This window comes from Streptomyces sp. NPDC058401 (genome assembly GCF_042722885.1).
GTDB lineage: Bacteria > Actinomycetota > Actinomycetes > Streptomycetales > Streptomycetaceae > Streptomyces.
Genome location: NZ_JBHXKA010000174.1, coordinates 1 through 14,012, shown reverse-complemented (window position 1 = coordinate 14,012; position 14,012 = coordinate 1). Strand labels below are relative to the sequence as shown.

Here is a 14,012-nt window from a genome sequence, read left to right as displayed (position 1 = left end):
CTTCGCTCCGGGTCCTGAGCGCTGCGCGCTCAGGACTGAACGGCCTCGCTGCGCTCGGCCGGGGCCCTTCGGGCCGGGGCCCTCCGCTTCGCTCCGGACTGGCTCTGGCTCCGCTGCGCTCCACCAGAGCAGGCCGGCTTCGCCTGCCTCAGGGCTCCCGCGCTCCGCGCGGGAGGTGACCCCGTTTCACGGGATCCGGGCCTCCGGCCCGTTGGGCGGGTCCGCTCCGCTCCCCCACCCCGGCCCTTCCGGCTCCGCCTCCAGGGCCAAGGCCCGCTACGCGGGCCAGCTAGCAGCAACAGGGGCGTAGCTCGCCCGTCTGGGTGGGGTGCTGCCTCTTCACTCGCCCGGCCTTCGGCTTCACTCACGTGCCGCGGTCTTTCTAGCTGACGCCCTGGGCGTTCAAAACGGCTGTCAGATACCGCATCGAAGCCGGGGCGCACCCGATCAGCACCACAGCATCAGCATCTCGGCACTCGGCCACCTGCCAGCCGTGCTGCACCAACCGGGAATCCGTACGGCCTCTCGACCGGACCCGAACCAGCTCCCACCGCGCTGCGGGAAGTGGACTTCGGTGAAGGTCCCTGAACTCCGTCGGCGTGACATGAAGCGTGGAACCCGTAGCCCAGAGGAAGACCAACGCCTCATCCCGGCAGTACGGTCGGTCACCAAGGACGCAGGCAACGAAACCCACCTCCGCCCCTTCCGTGAAACTCCGAGCCTTCCTCCTGGCCCTGTGCCTCTCATGACCCCACGTCAGCAGACCGCCAGAAACGAGCTCCAGCAAGAAACCCAGCACGCGTCACCCCCGTCGGCCTCCACCCTCCAGCTGCAATCCAAACAGGCGCAACCAAAGACCACACTCCTCCCCAAGGAGGAGTGCAGGACACGGTCCTCTACACGGACAGTCAGGAGGAGGGGCGGGCGTCTCCCCTGCAGGCTCCCCCCGGCACTGCTGGTGGTTCATTCTGCTACCTGGATAGCCTCAGGAAAGCGGCCAAAGTGCCACACCAGTCGGACACTCCAGCAAACGACAACCGGCAGGGTCTCGGCCAGAAATCCGGGGTCAGGGCCCGGACCTGCTGGATCCACGGCATGATCCACGCAGGTAGCAAAACATGGGCTGGGAAGCGGGGGCTGTTCATGAATGGGGACTCGCGCGCGAGGACATCGGGCGGGATCGAATACGGACCGCTGCTGCCGCGCTCGGTCTGGGGGCTGCGATGTCAGTTCTATCTGCAGTGGATCTATCTTCCCGTGGGTCTCGCCGTGGTCGTAGTCGCATCGCTCTTCAGCATGGGCGGCGGGCCGGCGCTGTTCGGCAGAAAGGGCCTGCCGAAGGATCCGTACGGTGACAGCGTGTTGTTGTCCCGGCGCCAGTACCGGCTGGAGCTGAACGGCACGCCCGAGCAGTGGCGGGAGCGTGCCGGCTTCGCCCTGCGGCGGGCCATCGCACAAGCTTCCCAGGCCCCTGCGATCTCGCTTCCCGTCAGTACCTACCGCGGGCTCGGGCTCGAGGGCCTCGATGAGCTGGCCGGGGCGCTGGGATGGCGTCTGGATCGGGAGCGTCTGCGGTTCGGGGCGGTGGTACTCACGCCGTGTTAGTCGACTCTCTGCGTGGTGAAGAAGCGGGCTGGCGGCGAGGACGGCGGCCTGTTCGACGCCGACCCCCGCCTCGCTCTTGATGAGAAGCAGGGTGACTTCCACACTCTGGTGGTGGAGTCGGCCCATGGCGGCGGCCATGTCGGGCCAGGCCGCGGAGGCCGGCATCGCCTCGCCCACCATGCCTCGCACGGAGCTGGTCCGCCCACCGGTCCGTGCCCTCCTCGTCCATACGGGGCGCAGCAGCCGTCCAGACGGGCCTGCAGGGCCCTCGCGCAGTACCGGGAGCGGGCGGGCAGCGGGATGCCGGGGCACGGCCACGTCGAACTGCTCCCGGACGGCCGTTCGCCCCGGACCGGGTGTGGATCGTCAACCAGAAGCAGCGCCGCGACCGGCTCGACCCGGCCCAGCTCGCCGCACTCGCCGAGCTGGGCGCGGTAGCGGCCGTCGTTGGCCGCGTCAGCAACCGGAGATCGTTCAGAAGTTGTCCAAGCGGATTTCGTAGCAGTCATCGCACATGTCCGTGTCCAGGACGATGTACCCGCCGCTCCCGCACCAATCGCATATCCCCTCCCAGCCGCTGCCGCACCCAAAGCAGATGTAGGAGTCTGCGGTGGGGAAGCCGAGCGTGCGCACTATGACGATGGCCGAGGCAGCGCAAGTGTGGCAGGTGGCGAAGCCGTTGCCGCCCTGCTTGATGGTGGTGTATTGGTCCTCGCCGGTGAACTCCCAGGCTGCTTCTTCCCCAGTCCCGTACGCCTTGCCGCAGAAGAAGCACTCCAGGTCGGACGCGCCGCCGTCGAGGACCACGGCGTACTGTCCGCAGGACCTGCAGGCGACGGTGGAGTGTTCATGGCCGGCGAGCTGGTGGGATATTGAATTCTGTCGCTGGGTCACGAAGTCGGTGAGGTGCTTCAGCTGTCCACGGACCTCGTCCATCTGCCGCTCTGCCTCCCAGTCCACGGCGTACGGCAGGACGTCCTGGCGGACGAAGTCGAACAGCAGGGTCAGCACGGGGAGGGTACGGGCCTGGACGGCGACGGTACTGTCACTCCAGCCGAAGTGCATGATCCGGTTCCGGAGATCTCCGAGCTTCTTCAAGTCGTCGTTGGCGGGGTCGAGGGTGGTCTTGAGCGTGATGATCCCCTCGTCGTCGGCGAGCGCGTTGAGACGTTTGATCGCCACCTTGATGCCGCAGCTGTTGAAGTCGCCGCTCTGGTGCTTGGCCTCGTCATACTCCGTGGAATTGGTCCACACGAGGTCGGGCCTGTGCATCTCCAGACGGGCCTTGAACAGGGTCTCGGCTGCGGACTGGAGATGGAGAGTGGCGTACTTCAGCTCGCGAGGGGCGGGGCCGCCTTCCGCCGCGAGGGAGGTAATGGCGCTGACGAAGAAGTCGAGCCCGTTGATGAGGGGCGGGAAGTGGAAGTCCTTGCCATTGGAGCGCACTGGGGTTCCTCCGTCAGGTACCGGCTACTTCTGCGAGGATCTGCGTCGATCGCAGGTCGGTCAACCGGATTCACAGACGTGCGGCGGCTGCGTGGATCCCCTGGCCGGTGCCTCGTGCTCGTGGCCGACCGTGGAGCAGAGACGGCCCGCCTCCTCAGAGGGGTCCGTCAGACTTTGATCGCCCCCGGGCCCCGACGACCTGCTGACCAGTAGCGGGACCGGTCAAAGTTCGGTGAGATCGGTCAAGGTTCAGTGAGACTGGACAAAGACCCAACATCTCGGCCACGGGCCCACGCAGACCCCGAAAGCTCAGTACCAATCTCCACCAAACTGACCAGGTAAAACGTCAAAGATGTCACCGCGAAATCGGCACCAACTGTCAGTACCAAAACCCATCCCACACACCCGCCGACCAGCGGCAATCCCCCAAAGAACCACTGACATACCAACGCCGAAAAACCACTGACAAATCAATGCACACCATCACTTTGGGCTTAGACGGCTGCGGCGGGTGGGTGCCCCTTCCGGCCGGCCGCAGGATCACGGCCGCGGCTCGGTGCGTCTGCTCGCACTGCTCATCCGTCATGACCGTCCGGCCTCAGGTGTCGTGGCGGGGCCGGCAGCGCGGAGTCGACTCCAGGGCCGACTCCGTTAGGTCCTCTGGTTGGGGCTGTTCGTGGGTGGGCATGTCGGATACGTGGATCGCGCGAAGTGATCTTGGGACCTTGCTGCCCCGGCCTGTGCGGGAGCGGCCGCTGCTCGACGACCGGGCGGTCTTGAACGGGATCGTGTGGAAGTTCCGGACCGAGGTCACCTGGCGCAGCAGCCTGTAGTTCGCAGCGCGCGCCTGCGAGAATCCCGTGGGGCCAGACAGCACTAGTCGAGTCGTTGTGGGGGAGTAATGGGGAATTACGAGAACGAATGCGGTGAGTGCAACTACAGGACGGGCTGGCGGACGCAGTCCGAAGCGGAAGATCTCATGGTCGAGCACTACCGCATAAGGCACCCTGGCAAGGTGGTTGGTGGCATGACGGTGACGAAGCCGATCCTCTTTGGGGGGCGGCCACCGCGAGAGCCTGGTGGGGGAATGGGCTGCGGTGCGTGGTTCGGGATCTTGATCCTTGCGTTCTTTCTTCTGGCCATGTGCAGCCGGGGGTGAGCTGTGGACATGTTGAGGACACTGCCTAAGGGCTGTCCCGTAACTGCGGGAGCATGAGTCACGGCCCCGGCTTCGCGGAGGTCAGAGGAAGAGAAGTTCGACGTCCTTCGCCACGCAGAGCCACAGAACGACCGTCAGCTGTTGGGCGGCGAGGAATCCGGCGCCGAGGCCGCCGTCGGCAAGACCGTGACGATCGCCGACGGCGGCTACCCGGGCACCGGACTGGTCATGCCACACCGCCGGCACAAGGGTGAAGACCTGCCTGAGTGGAAGCAGGCGCACAACAAGTCCCACAAGCAGGTCCGTGCCCGCGTCGAGCATGTCTTCGCCCGGATGAAGACCTGGAAGATTCTCCGCGACTGCCGCCTCAAAGGCGACGGGGTCCACCACGCCATGCTCGGCATCGCCCGGATGCACAACCTCGCCCTCGCCGGATAGGCGAGCAGGCCGCACCGCGGCCGGCCATGCTCGCAGCGTCTCGGAGATCATTTACGGGACAGCCCTTAGTGACCTACTTCGTCTACAAGCGCTCCCGCACGCCCCACATGGGAGGGACAGGGCCCGGTGACCTGGTCGGCGCCATCACCGCCGGTGCCGCCGTCTTCGCCGTCTTCTTCGCCGTGATGAGCAGCGGAACCGAGGACGCGGGCAGCGTCGGCTCAACCGAGCCGTCCCCCGGGGTCAACCAGCTAGCCGGAGCCCGCTGAGCGCCCTGGGGCTCGCCGGGGGGTGTACCTGGCGAGCCCCGCTCGCGCCTGCTGGTCAGAACACCACGTCGATGAACTCCCACGAGTAGTTCGTGGGTGCGGGCGCCGCTGTGGGACTGGCACGCGTCGCCCCTGTGGTCCAGGAGGGATGTCGTGCATCAGCTTGAGCATCGTGCTGGTGTGGACAACGTCGGGCGATCAGCACCTTCTCGTCGGTCAACCCGATGACCTCGGGCACCGGCGCCAGCGTGACCGGCACCTTCAGGGTGGTCACCACCCAGATGTAGAACTCGACGTTCACGACGTACGTGAACTCGTCCATCTGGACGTTGTCGATCATGACGGGTGTTGCGGTGAACTCGATGCGGGGCGCCACGTCCACGAAGGTGGACAGATCGTCCACTGGCCTGGACGACTCGGTACAGTGGTGGAACGTGGCATCCCAGCGTTGCAACCTGACCGTGCATCCGTGCATTGTCAGTGGTGAGCAGCAGACTGGGGTCATGAGAAACGGCGGCCTCTGCCCGGCCTGGAAGCAGGGACAGAGACCGCCGCGGGATGACCCGCACCTCGCGCCTCTTGGTGTTACAGCACCAGGGGGCGCGTCGCGTTTTACAGGTGGCTGACCAGCGTCTCGTACAGCCACGCCACGCCCTGGGTGAACCAGTGCGAGACGTCTCCGGCGACACCGACCATGAAGGTCTGGGCTACGCCGTCGATCATGCGTTCGCGAGCAGTGCGACTCTCATCCCGGACAGGCGGCCGGCCGTCGTCCTCGAACCCATCGGACGTCGGCTTGTCGCTCTCCGGCATGGGAGCCCCCCAATCAGGACCGTCGCGCATCATCTGGATGACCGGGGCGACGGTCCGTCAAAACCCGGCCGTCCAGAAGCTGCACAAGCCTCCGAACGGGCAGTACGAATCCTACGTGGCCCTGGTGACAGTTCCCGGGCACGGCGGGGTAGCTTCATCCGTTGCACGGCCGACGACCAGGCGCTCAGCACCCATGCGGTCACGTTCGTAGGGACTTCCGGAGGCGGGAAGGCGCTGCCATCTGGGAAAACCCCTGGCAAGGGGGACCAGCCGCAATGACCTCCCGCCTGACGAACGACGCTCCGACTTAGCCGATCTTGATGCCGGTCTCGGTGCGGCCCTCGAAGGACGGCTCCCCCAAGTACGAGAACGGCGTCTTGGTCACGGACGCCGTCCTTGTACTGGAGCTTCTTGTGGACCTATTCGCGGGTTCGCTCCGTCCTGCACAACTCGCGGTCGGAGACGGAGAAGGTGAACGCGTCGTCGTCCTACTTCCCGGCGTACCCCTTGTCACAGGTGCACGTCGATGTAGTCGATGTCGGTGAAGTCCACGAGCAGTCCCTGGGCGCGGTTGCCGCTGTCCTTGAAGTAGGTCTCCTGTAGGCCTTCGGCGGCGAGGGCTTGGAGCTGGGCTTCGATGGCGCCGGCGTCCTGGGCGGCGAGGAGGCGGCCTACGAGTTCAGGGGGCAGGTTCTGGGTGATGCGGCGCATGCGGCCGTCGTCGGTGGTGCCGGGGGCCGCCCCCCCCACCCTGGCCTTCCGGATCCGCCTTCAGGCCAGGCCCGCTCCGCGGGCCTGGCTAGCAGCAGTAGGTGGCCTGGCTGGACTGGCGGCTTTGTGCGAGGGGAGTCGCGGAGTCCTCGTCGTCATCGCTGAGCAGGCGGGGACGGCCTCCATGACCGCGACGAGCAAGGTGTGGATGGGTTCACCCAGGGACAGCACCGCGCAGATAACGGTCGCAACGGTGACCGCCGGTGTGACGCGGCCAAGAACCCGGAGCAGGGGGCCAATCGGCACCGGATGTTAGCGGCTAACCGGAATTGAAGCGTCCCCATATTTCGTCGAGGTTTGCGTAGACCAGCATTGGTGTATCCCGTTCTGCGAACTGTGTTTGCGTCTTTAAGTTTGCCCGTTGGGCAGACCAGTTGACGGGTTCATGGAACCATGTATTCCCAGTCCGCCTACAGGTGACTTGCGAGAACACGTAAGGGGAGAACGTATGACTGAAGCCAGACCGCATTGGCAAGCAATCAGTGTAGCCGTGGCTGTCGTTGGGACCCTGATCGGATTGCTGGCCTGGCTATTTCCGACTCACAACAGGGGTGGCGATAATTCTGAAAAACCGACACCACATTTGATCGAAACAACCAGCCCGGGGGGGACCTCAATACCTTCAGCATCCCCCAAGGCGCCTCCATCGTCAGCTCCCAGCCAGCCGTCAGACAAGGTAGTTAAGACTTGGATTGGCACTTGGCGTGGCAGCAAAGGCGACGAAGCAATCGTCGCAAACTTGCGATACGGACAGATTGGGGAATTCGTTGGCACGATCAACTGGATAGGAGCGGCCTGCAAAAGCGAAATGTCGCTGATATCGCTGAGCGACAATACCATGGTAGTCAACCAGGTTATAGTCGAGGACCTAAAAGATAGGTGCTTGGATGGAGTCGCCAAATTTACTCGAACTCCACAAGGTGACGCACTTATCCTCCTCTGGGGAACAGAGCCAGAGGAACAGCAGGCAACGTTGCACCGCGAGTGACGACTGCTTCCTCGCAGCCGCCTGCGTGCACCGGATCCCACCCCGTCACTCCCATCGCAACCGACGGATGCCCACCAGGCCCGCCTCGCAGCGCCCTATCGGCGCGGGCTGCCCCGACCCTAGCTCCGCCCACCGACAGGAGCCGAACGGGGTTCTTCCTTCACCCCGTAGGGGTGGGCCCCGGCGCGAAGCGCCTTCAAGGGGGCCCGGCGCGCAGCGCCTGCCCGAAGGGCAGTGTCTTTTGTCCGCCCGTGCCCGGAGGGCACATCAGGGGCGGACCAGCCCGCAGGGCTGTCCATTAGAGGCGCAATAGGCATACAAAAGGGCGGCGCTTCCCCCGCCGCCCTTTTGCTATCTGTTTGAGGTTTCGTATTCGGCTCACGTCCAGCCATTCTGGTAGCCGGTGAAGTCGAATTCCATGTCGCCCCAACCGCAGTCGGAACAGACTGCCCACTAGCGGACTTTCAGCTCCACATTTTCCGAACCGCACTTCGGGCAGGACAAGCGCGGGCGGTCGGCCTGGTCCTCGTAGCCGAGGAGGCCGTCCGCCGACACCTTCCACTCCTCCTGGCCGTCCAGGTCGATGTCCAAGACGTGCAGACGCTTTCCGCACCCGGTGCAGACGAACAGCCGGTCGCACTGGACGCGGTACGGGCGCAGCCCGTCGCAGGACGCGCAGGTGATCAGGGGCATAACAGGGCCTTCCCGTTACGGGTTTCTGGGGCGTGTCCCAGGAAGCCGCACGGGGGGCCGCGTGCTTTTTGGCCCGGTGCGCGCCGAAGGCGCAGGGCCAAAAACCCTGACCCGGAACGGGGCAGGGCGGTCCGCGAAGCGGACTGAATTGCCGGTGAACGCGCCCGAAGGGCGCCCGGCAATTCACCCGCAGGGCCCGCCAGGGCCCGGAGGGCGGTACGCGGCACACCGTGTGGCAGCGTGGGCCACGCCCCAGAAAAACCCCCGCCACCGGCCCGAACCCGGCCCTTCCCGCCCCTGCTGCGCCCCACCCCGCCGGGGATACCCCGCTGCGCCCCGCCCGGCGGACCGCGGGCCGCCCCCTGCCTGCCCCCCGATCACCCAGCAATCGGCCCGGTGCAGGATGATCTGCCGCACGACACCCAGCCGCGCCGGCAACCACCCACACCGCGCCAGCAGGCCGTACCGGCCCGTGCGCTCGTCGACGAGGTCGAGCCCGAGGTCGAGGCCGGGGCCGGGGTCGAGCCCGAGGTCGAGGCCGAGATCGGGGGTCGAGGCCGGGGGCGAGGCCGGGGTCGAGATCGGGCCGGGGTCGAGGCCGCCACACAGACCGCCGCCCGCCTGCCCCGGCAGACCGAGGCCCGACTCGGGCGGTGCGGTCGGGGTTTCCCGAGCCGCCGGGGCGCCGGACGTTCGGCCAGCCCCTTCCACGGCGCCGCGGCGGTCCCGGAAGCATGTGAGGTCCGCCGCGACACTGTGAGGTGGGGCAGCGCCAACCAAGCGTGGCCTGACTCATGGCGAGGAAGTACGTGCTGGGGCCGGTCAGGCGTCGGGGTTCTTGCCGGCCGCGGCGAGCTTGATGCGTTCTATCTGTCGGGCAGCCTGCTCTTCCAGCATCGCCGCGCTCTCGTGCACGCTGTATGCCTGGGCCACGACGTTGCCGATGCGCATGAGCGCGAAGTTTTGCAATGCTCCCGACCTTGTCTGTCCCGAGAACGCGTGTGTCTCCTCCGCGCCGGTCTTGATGTCGATCGGCTTCGGTGGTTCGGGGTATTCCGCCACAGGAACACGGGCGACAAGACCCTTCATGGCGACCCGGGCGTTCTCCTGGGTATCGAACGACATGACGGTGAACAAGATTTGATGTTCAGAGACGCCAGTTTTGTCGTAACTGGTGTCGCCACGGGCTCCCAGTCCGGCGCAGGTCGTAGACGTGTCGTGCTGGCAGCCCTGGGAGGCGTTCGGGTGGCCCTCGGGCAGGACGAGGATGCGTGCGCCCGTCCAGCCCTGCGGAGCGGCCAGGCCACTGGGCATCGCCATCTGCACCTCGGTAGCGGTCAAAGACCCCACCCCGGCGGCCGTCTCACCCTTGGAGGAGGAACCCTTGCCCGGCGCCGCGTCACCGCCGTCACCACCACAGCCGGCCACTAAGGCCAGAAGCGTCACTGCCGCAAGGGCGCTGAATATTCGTCTCACTGCATCGAACCTTTCGTGAGCGGATACGACCTCTCCCGCCATCTCATACGCCACACGCCCTGCACGCCCCCACAACAGCCGAACTGGTCAGCCGACTTTGAGACGCGGGCGAGGGCAGCCAGCGGTTGCCCGTGCAGGTGTCCTGTCTCATCGGAGGCTGGTCGTTCTCAACGCAGTTTGAGTGACGGGGCTGCGTAGGTCGCTGTGTGTGGGAGGTTGGGGGCATGCACGGCCAACCTGGGGAGGGGCACATGACGGACGAGCGGGAGCGGGGTTCAGCGATCATCGACGAGCGGCCGTGGTACGTAGCGAACGAGCTGCTGGCGCTGTTGCTCGAGTTCGCTGCACTGGGACTGCTGTGCTGGTGGGGTTTCGCTACCGGCGGCAACGTGGGCCTCAGCATTCTCCTCGGCCTCGGCACCCCGGCGCTCGCCATCGCGCTGTGGTGGCTGTTCGCCGCACCGGCGGCGAAGATGCGGCCGGCGCTGCCAGGTGTCCTGCTCGTGAAGGCGCTTGTGCTGGGCGGGGGCGCGGCGGCGCTGTACGGGCTGGGGCATCTCAGCGCGGCAGTGGTCATGGCGGTCGTGATTGTCGCGAACACCACGGTGGCGGAGGTCTTCCGCCGGCCCATAACCGTAGGTGACGAGCCGACACCTGGGGCCGCAGGCCAATAGCAGCTGTCCTGTGGCCTCCTCGTCCGACCCGGGCGGGCTTTCCGCGCGCAGGCGTCCTCGCGCGGTCCATGCCTAAGCTTCGTTGAGAACGACCAGCCTTCGGTGAGGCAGGGCAGCAGAATCGGGACCCCCCAACCTGTGGCCGGGCACTCGCAGAGGCATTCGAACATACGTTTTAGTTGGAAGGTGAACCTGCAGCGCCCTGGCCGGCTTGCGGGCCCTCGGGCTGGATCTCCGAAGAGCCGTGGCCCGGAGGCATAGCGTCGAAGGTCAACGCGCTGTCGCCCGTGTCGTCGCCAGGCGTAGGGACCTTCTTGTCAGCCATATGTATCTCCTCTGCCGGCCAACACCCTGCCGCCCAGGTCAGAGCCTCGCACTACCCAGCATCACCGGGCGGCCACTCCCGGGGGAACGGCTTGAACCCGGCACGATGGCAGGAAACCCACAACACCACGCCGCACACCCTCGAAATCGCCACCGTGCTGACCGCCACGGCCCCCGCCGGCGGCCGCCCATCACTCCGGGGTCCCCCGCCACCCCGCGCACATTCCGCCGAGCGACTGCTCGCCAAGGCCCGCACCACCAACTGACACCCGCCTCCCCCAACACGCCGGGCCCGCACCGCACCCAAAGGGGCACGAGTCCCGCCACCCCGGAACCGCAGCGGGTCACCCGGCGGCCACAGCCGAGCCCCCTCCGAACCGGGGGGACCTCGCCAGGCGTCACGTCCAGGCGCAGCCGCCTAAACCGCAGCGGGTGGCGGAAGACCCCGCCGCGGTCCACAGACCGGTCGGCGCTGATCTCCGCGACTGCCTCGGGGCGGACCAGGACGCGTCCAGGGCGTCGCGGGTTCCCCACGCCGAGGCGAACCGCACTCCGGTCCACGGGTGGCGCGGGCCGGCGGCTGCCAGGTGCCCTGCGACCAGGCGGGCCTGTTCCGGGCGCAGTGCGACGGTGCGGGCCACCGCCCGCAGCCGGCCCTCCTCGTCGTAGCGGCCCAGGACCAGTCGCGCACGCTCCCGCCGGGGCCAGTACCGCCTCGCTCCGGCGCCGCCTGGTCCTCCTCGACCTGCACCTGGCCGTCCGTCCTACTGGGCCTCCCCCGCACACTGACGGACCGGCACCGCCGAGCTCCGCCCGACCGCCTACACACGGCCATGAACCGGCCGGGCCTCTGCCGGTCAGAACGAGCCGTCACCGCCACCAGAGACGTCTCCTGGCCGAGGCCGTTGGCGTACGCCGCGCGCTGCTCTTGCCTGCACCGCGCTGAAGTCGATCCGCCCCTGTCGCCGGATCACCGCCCTCCGGTCTGGTTTCCGCCGTATGGCGTGACTTCGCCCTATCACAGGGTGTGTTGCGATCTTTACAATCCGCCGCGTGACCTGCCCCGTCGCGGGCCGGCCGTCAGGGGAGGGAACCCAGCCGTGTCCGAGGACTTCTTCTACTTCGTCCACCGGGGCGAGGGCCCCGCCGGCAACGGCGTCTCCGCCGTCAACCCGGCCAACGGGCAGATCGCCGCCACCATCTCCCTGGGAGGCGTGAGCCCGCTGGCCGTCGCCGCTCTTCCCGGTGGGAAGGAACTCCTGGTGCTGGTCTGCGACCGGGCGGAGCTGCGGCGCATCGACCTGGAGCGGCTCGCGGTGACGGCAGCCGTCGACATCGACGGGCAGGAGCAGTACACCGCGCTGGCGCTGTCGCCGGACGGGAGCCGCCTGTATGTGACGGGCCGTCAAGGGGTGGAGGAGGTGGATGCCGCGACGGGCGAGCGGCTGCGGACCTTCGCGCATGAGGGCGTGTACGGGTACCGGGCGGTGGTGGTCAGCCCAGACGGGGCCTGGCTGTACGCGTTGTCCCCTCGTGCTGTCGTGGGCTTCGAGACCGAGAGCGGCAAGTCCGTCGAGGCGAGCCTGGGAGGTCTGGAGGTGGAGCAGAGCGTCGCTCTGAGCATTGCCCCGGACGGTTCCGCCCTCTACTTCTCCGCCTTCACTCTCGGTGGGGACGATGGTTTCGCTCTCGTCCGTGTGGACACGCAGTCGCTCACCGCGACCGCAGCGGTCTACAGGACGCGCAACGTTCCGGCGGCCGTGGCAGCCGACGGACGGGTCTACATTCCGACGTGGGACGACGTCCACCGGTTCGACCCCCAGCTCAGCGAGGACCCCGAGCCCGACTCCCTGCGGATACACCCCTGGGACACCGCATGCCTGTCGCCGGACGGTGGCACGCTCGCCACCGCCAGCGGCGAGGGAGCGCTCCTGCAGTCCACGCAGCCCGAGGACCAGGACAATGAGCAGGAGTGGCCTCCCACGTTGCCCGTGGCGTTGCCGGGGACCGCGGTGGCCATCACGACCGCGGCCGCTCCCGCCACTCTCCGCTCGCGTCTGGAAGCCGGCCCGGCCCGCGCCCTGGCCGCTTTCACCGTCTCCGGCCTGACCGCGCGCCTGACGACCCAGGACGGCGACCCCATCACCGGACAGCCCCTGGCCTTCACCTCCGCCGGTGGCCTGGACCTGGGCACGGCCCACACCGCCGCAGACGGCACGGCCCAGCTCACCGCCCAGGTCCTGCTGCCCATCGACCCCGAAACCGGGACCATCGACACCAGCGCCCTGACCGGCCCCTACACCGTCCGCTACCCCGGACAGTCCTCCTACAGCCCCGCCGCCGCCCAAGCCGACCTCACCCTCTGACCCCAAACCACCCCGCTCTATGCCGGCCGGCTGTTCCGGCTCGACTTCAGAGGGCTCACGCTGCTTGCCCCACCGCATACCCGAAGACCTCGTCGAAAGGGTGGGCTTGGTCGGTGCGGACCAGGCGGTAGGCGCCGCTGTGGGGGCGCAAGGCAGGTGCGGTGTAGTGGAGCACTTCAACGGGGGTGAGGATCTTCATGTCGCCGAAGACGTAGTACAGCGGCGTAGGTGCGTGAGCCGCCGCTGCGCGCGGGTGGGCCGCCGAGCACGGGCACCTCCTGGCGCCGGTCGACGCCGCCTTCCAGGGCGCGCAGGTGGGGATCTGGCTGAAGAACGCGCGGGTGGCCGCGCGGAAGGGGCGGGAGATCGAGCAGCGGCGTGCCGAGGGTCTGCCCGTGGAGTCGTCCGCCGGCGCGATGACCCGCAGGCGCCGCGAGCAGCTCGAGGACATTGATCCGTCCTGGTGCCCCGTGTGGCCCGTGACCTGGCAGCGCTGCTTCCACCTGGTCCGCGAGCACCTAGACGCTGGCCAGGCACTTCCGACCGTGGTGGGCGAAACGGTGCGCCAGGACGAGGATCTGGGCCGGTGGGTCACCTCGGTCCGCACGGCTGGGACCAGCTCACCCCGGTCCAGCAGTGGATGTGCGAGCAGGTCCTCGGCATCGAGCCCGCGGCCGAGGAGGAAAAGCCGAAGACGAGCACCAGTCAGGCCGACAAGTGGGCCATGCACTACGACGCCGCGCCCAGCAGTTCTACGCCCGCGAGAGCCACCTCACGGCGCCCCGCAAGCACGTCGAAACCATCACCACAGGCGGCGACGGCGACGGCCCGGAGCAGCAAGACGTGGCGCTGAAGCTCGGGATGTAGATCGACAACCAGCGCCGCCGCGGCGCCGCGCTGGCACCCGAGCGCGTCGAGCAGCTGTCCAAGGTCGGAATGCGGTGGGCGTAGCCGTAGGGTGCGTTCGGTGGGGCCGGACAGGGTTGATCC

11 protein-coding genes and 2 pseudogenes are annotated in these 14,012 nt (G+C 67.5%); 6 read left to right on the top strand and 7 right to left on the bottom strand.

Annotation, left to right across the window (positions count from 1 at the left end):
- Positions 1-879 precede the first annotated feature (879 nt).
- Positions 880-1,605: a hypothetical protein gene (locus tag ACFWNV_RS36150; protein WP_383955392.1), complete on the top strand. Its 726-nt coding sequence runs from the start codon at positions 880-882 to the stop codon at positions 1,603-1,605.
- A gap of 474 nt (positions 1,606-2,079) precedes the next feature.
- On the opposite strand, the gene ACFWNV_RS36145 is transcribed toward ACFWNV_RS36150, so the two are convergent.
- Positions 2,080-3,051, bottom strand: coding sequence for a hypothetical protein (locus tag ACFWNV_RS36145; RefSeq protein ID WP_383955388.1), 972 nt, complete (start codon positions 3,049-3,051; stop codon positions 2,080-2,082).
- 1,309 nt (positions 3,052-4,360) lie between these two features.
- Between ACFWNV_RS36145 and ACFWNV_RS36140 the strand changes: the two are divergent.
- Together ACFWNV_RS36140 and ACFWNV_RS36135 are read left to right on the top strand one after the other, a co-directional pair.
- Positions 4,361-4,648 (top strand): annotated as a pseudogene (locus tag ACFWNV_RS36140) (transposase); the annotation flags it as partial.
- Between the two features lie 68 nt (positions 4,649-4,716).
- Positions 4,717-4,917 carry a hypothetical protein gene (locus tag ACFWNV_RS36135; RefSeq protein ID WP_383955385.1) on the top strand — a complete coding sequence of 67 codons (201 nt, stop codon included), beginning with the start codon at positions 4,717-4,719 and terminating at the stop codon, positions 4,915-4,917.
- Positions 4,918-4,972: 55 nt separating this feature from the next.
- Here ACFWNV_RS36135 and ACFWNV_RS36130 read toward each other — a convergent pair whose 3' ends face one another.
- The 5 genes from ACFWNV_RS36130 to ACFWNV_RS36110 form a co-directional block, all read right to left on the bottom strand.
- Entirely contained in the window at positions 4,973-5,320 is a 348-nt protein-coding gene (locus tag ACFWNV_RS36130; protein ID WP_383955382.1) for a hypothetical protein, read from the bottom strand.
- Positions 5,321-6,240: 920 nt separating this feature from the next.
- On the bottom strand, positions 6,241-6,480 hold the full coding sequence (tpg, locus tag ACFWNV_RS36125; RefSeq protein ID WP_383955379.1) for a telomere-protecting terminal protein Tpg: 240 nt from the start codon (positions 6,478-6,480) through the stop codon (positions 6,241-6,243).
- Positions 6,481-7,041: 561 nt separating this feature from the next.
- On the bottom strand, positions 7,042-7,350 hold the full coding sequence (locus ACFWNV_RS36120) for a hypothetical protein (protein WP_383955376.1): 309 nt from the start codon (positions 7,348-7,350) through the stop codon (positions 7,042-7,044).
- 592 nt (positions 7,351-7,942) lie between these two features.
- On the bottom strand, positions 7,943-8,182 hold the full coding sequence (locus ACFWNV_RS36115) for a hypothetical protein (protein WP_383955374.1): 240 nt from the start codon (positions 8,180-8,182) through the stop codon (positions 7,943-7,945).
- Positions 8,183-9,004: 822 nt separating this feature from the next.
- Positions 9,005-9,658, bottom strand: a complete 654-nt coding sequence (locus tag ACFWNV_RS36110; protein WP_383955371.1) for a hypothetical protein — start codon at positions 9,656-9,658, stop codon at positions 9,005-9,007.
- Positions 9,659-9,909: 251 nt separating this feature from the next.
- Between ACFWNV_RS36110 and ACFWNV_RS36105 the strand changes: the two genes are divergently transcribed.
- Positions 9,910-10,332 (top strand): YrdB family protein, encoded by a 423-nt coding sequence (locus ACFWNV_RS36105; protein WP_383955368.1) that lies wholly within the window; start codon positions 9,910-9,912, stop codon positions 10,330-10,332.
- A 1,424-nt stretch (positions 10,333-11,756) separates the two neighbouring features.
- Positions 11,757-13,022: a hypothetical protein gene (locus ACFWNV_RS36100; RefSeq protein WP_383955365.1), complete on the top strand. Its 1,266-nt coding sequence runs from the start codon at positions 11,757-11,759 to the stop codon at positions 13,020-13,022.
- A gap of 55 nt (positions 13,023-13,077) precedes the next feature.
- Here the strand turns inward: ACFWNV_RS36100 and ACFWNV_RS36095 are convergent, their stop codons facing one another.
- Complete coding sequence (locus tag ACFWNV_RS36095; RefSeq protein WP_383955395.1) at positions 13,078-13,440, bottom strand: hypothetical protein; 363 nt, start codon at positions 13,438-13,440, stop codon at positions 13,078-13,080.
- Between ACFWNV_RS36095 and ACFWNV_RS36090 the strand changes: the two are divergent.
- A pseudogene (locus tag ACFWNV_RS36090) lies at positions 13,322-14,012 on the top strand (hypothetical protein); the annotation flags it as partial. The gene ACFWNV_RS36095 and the pseudogene ACFWNV_RS36090 sit on opposite strands and share 119 nt — an antisense overlap.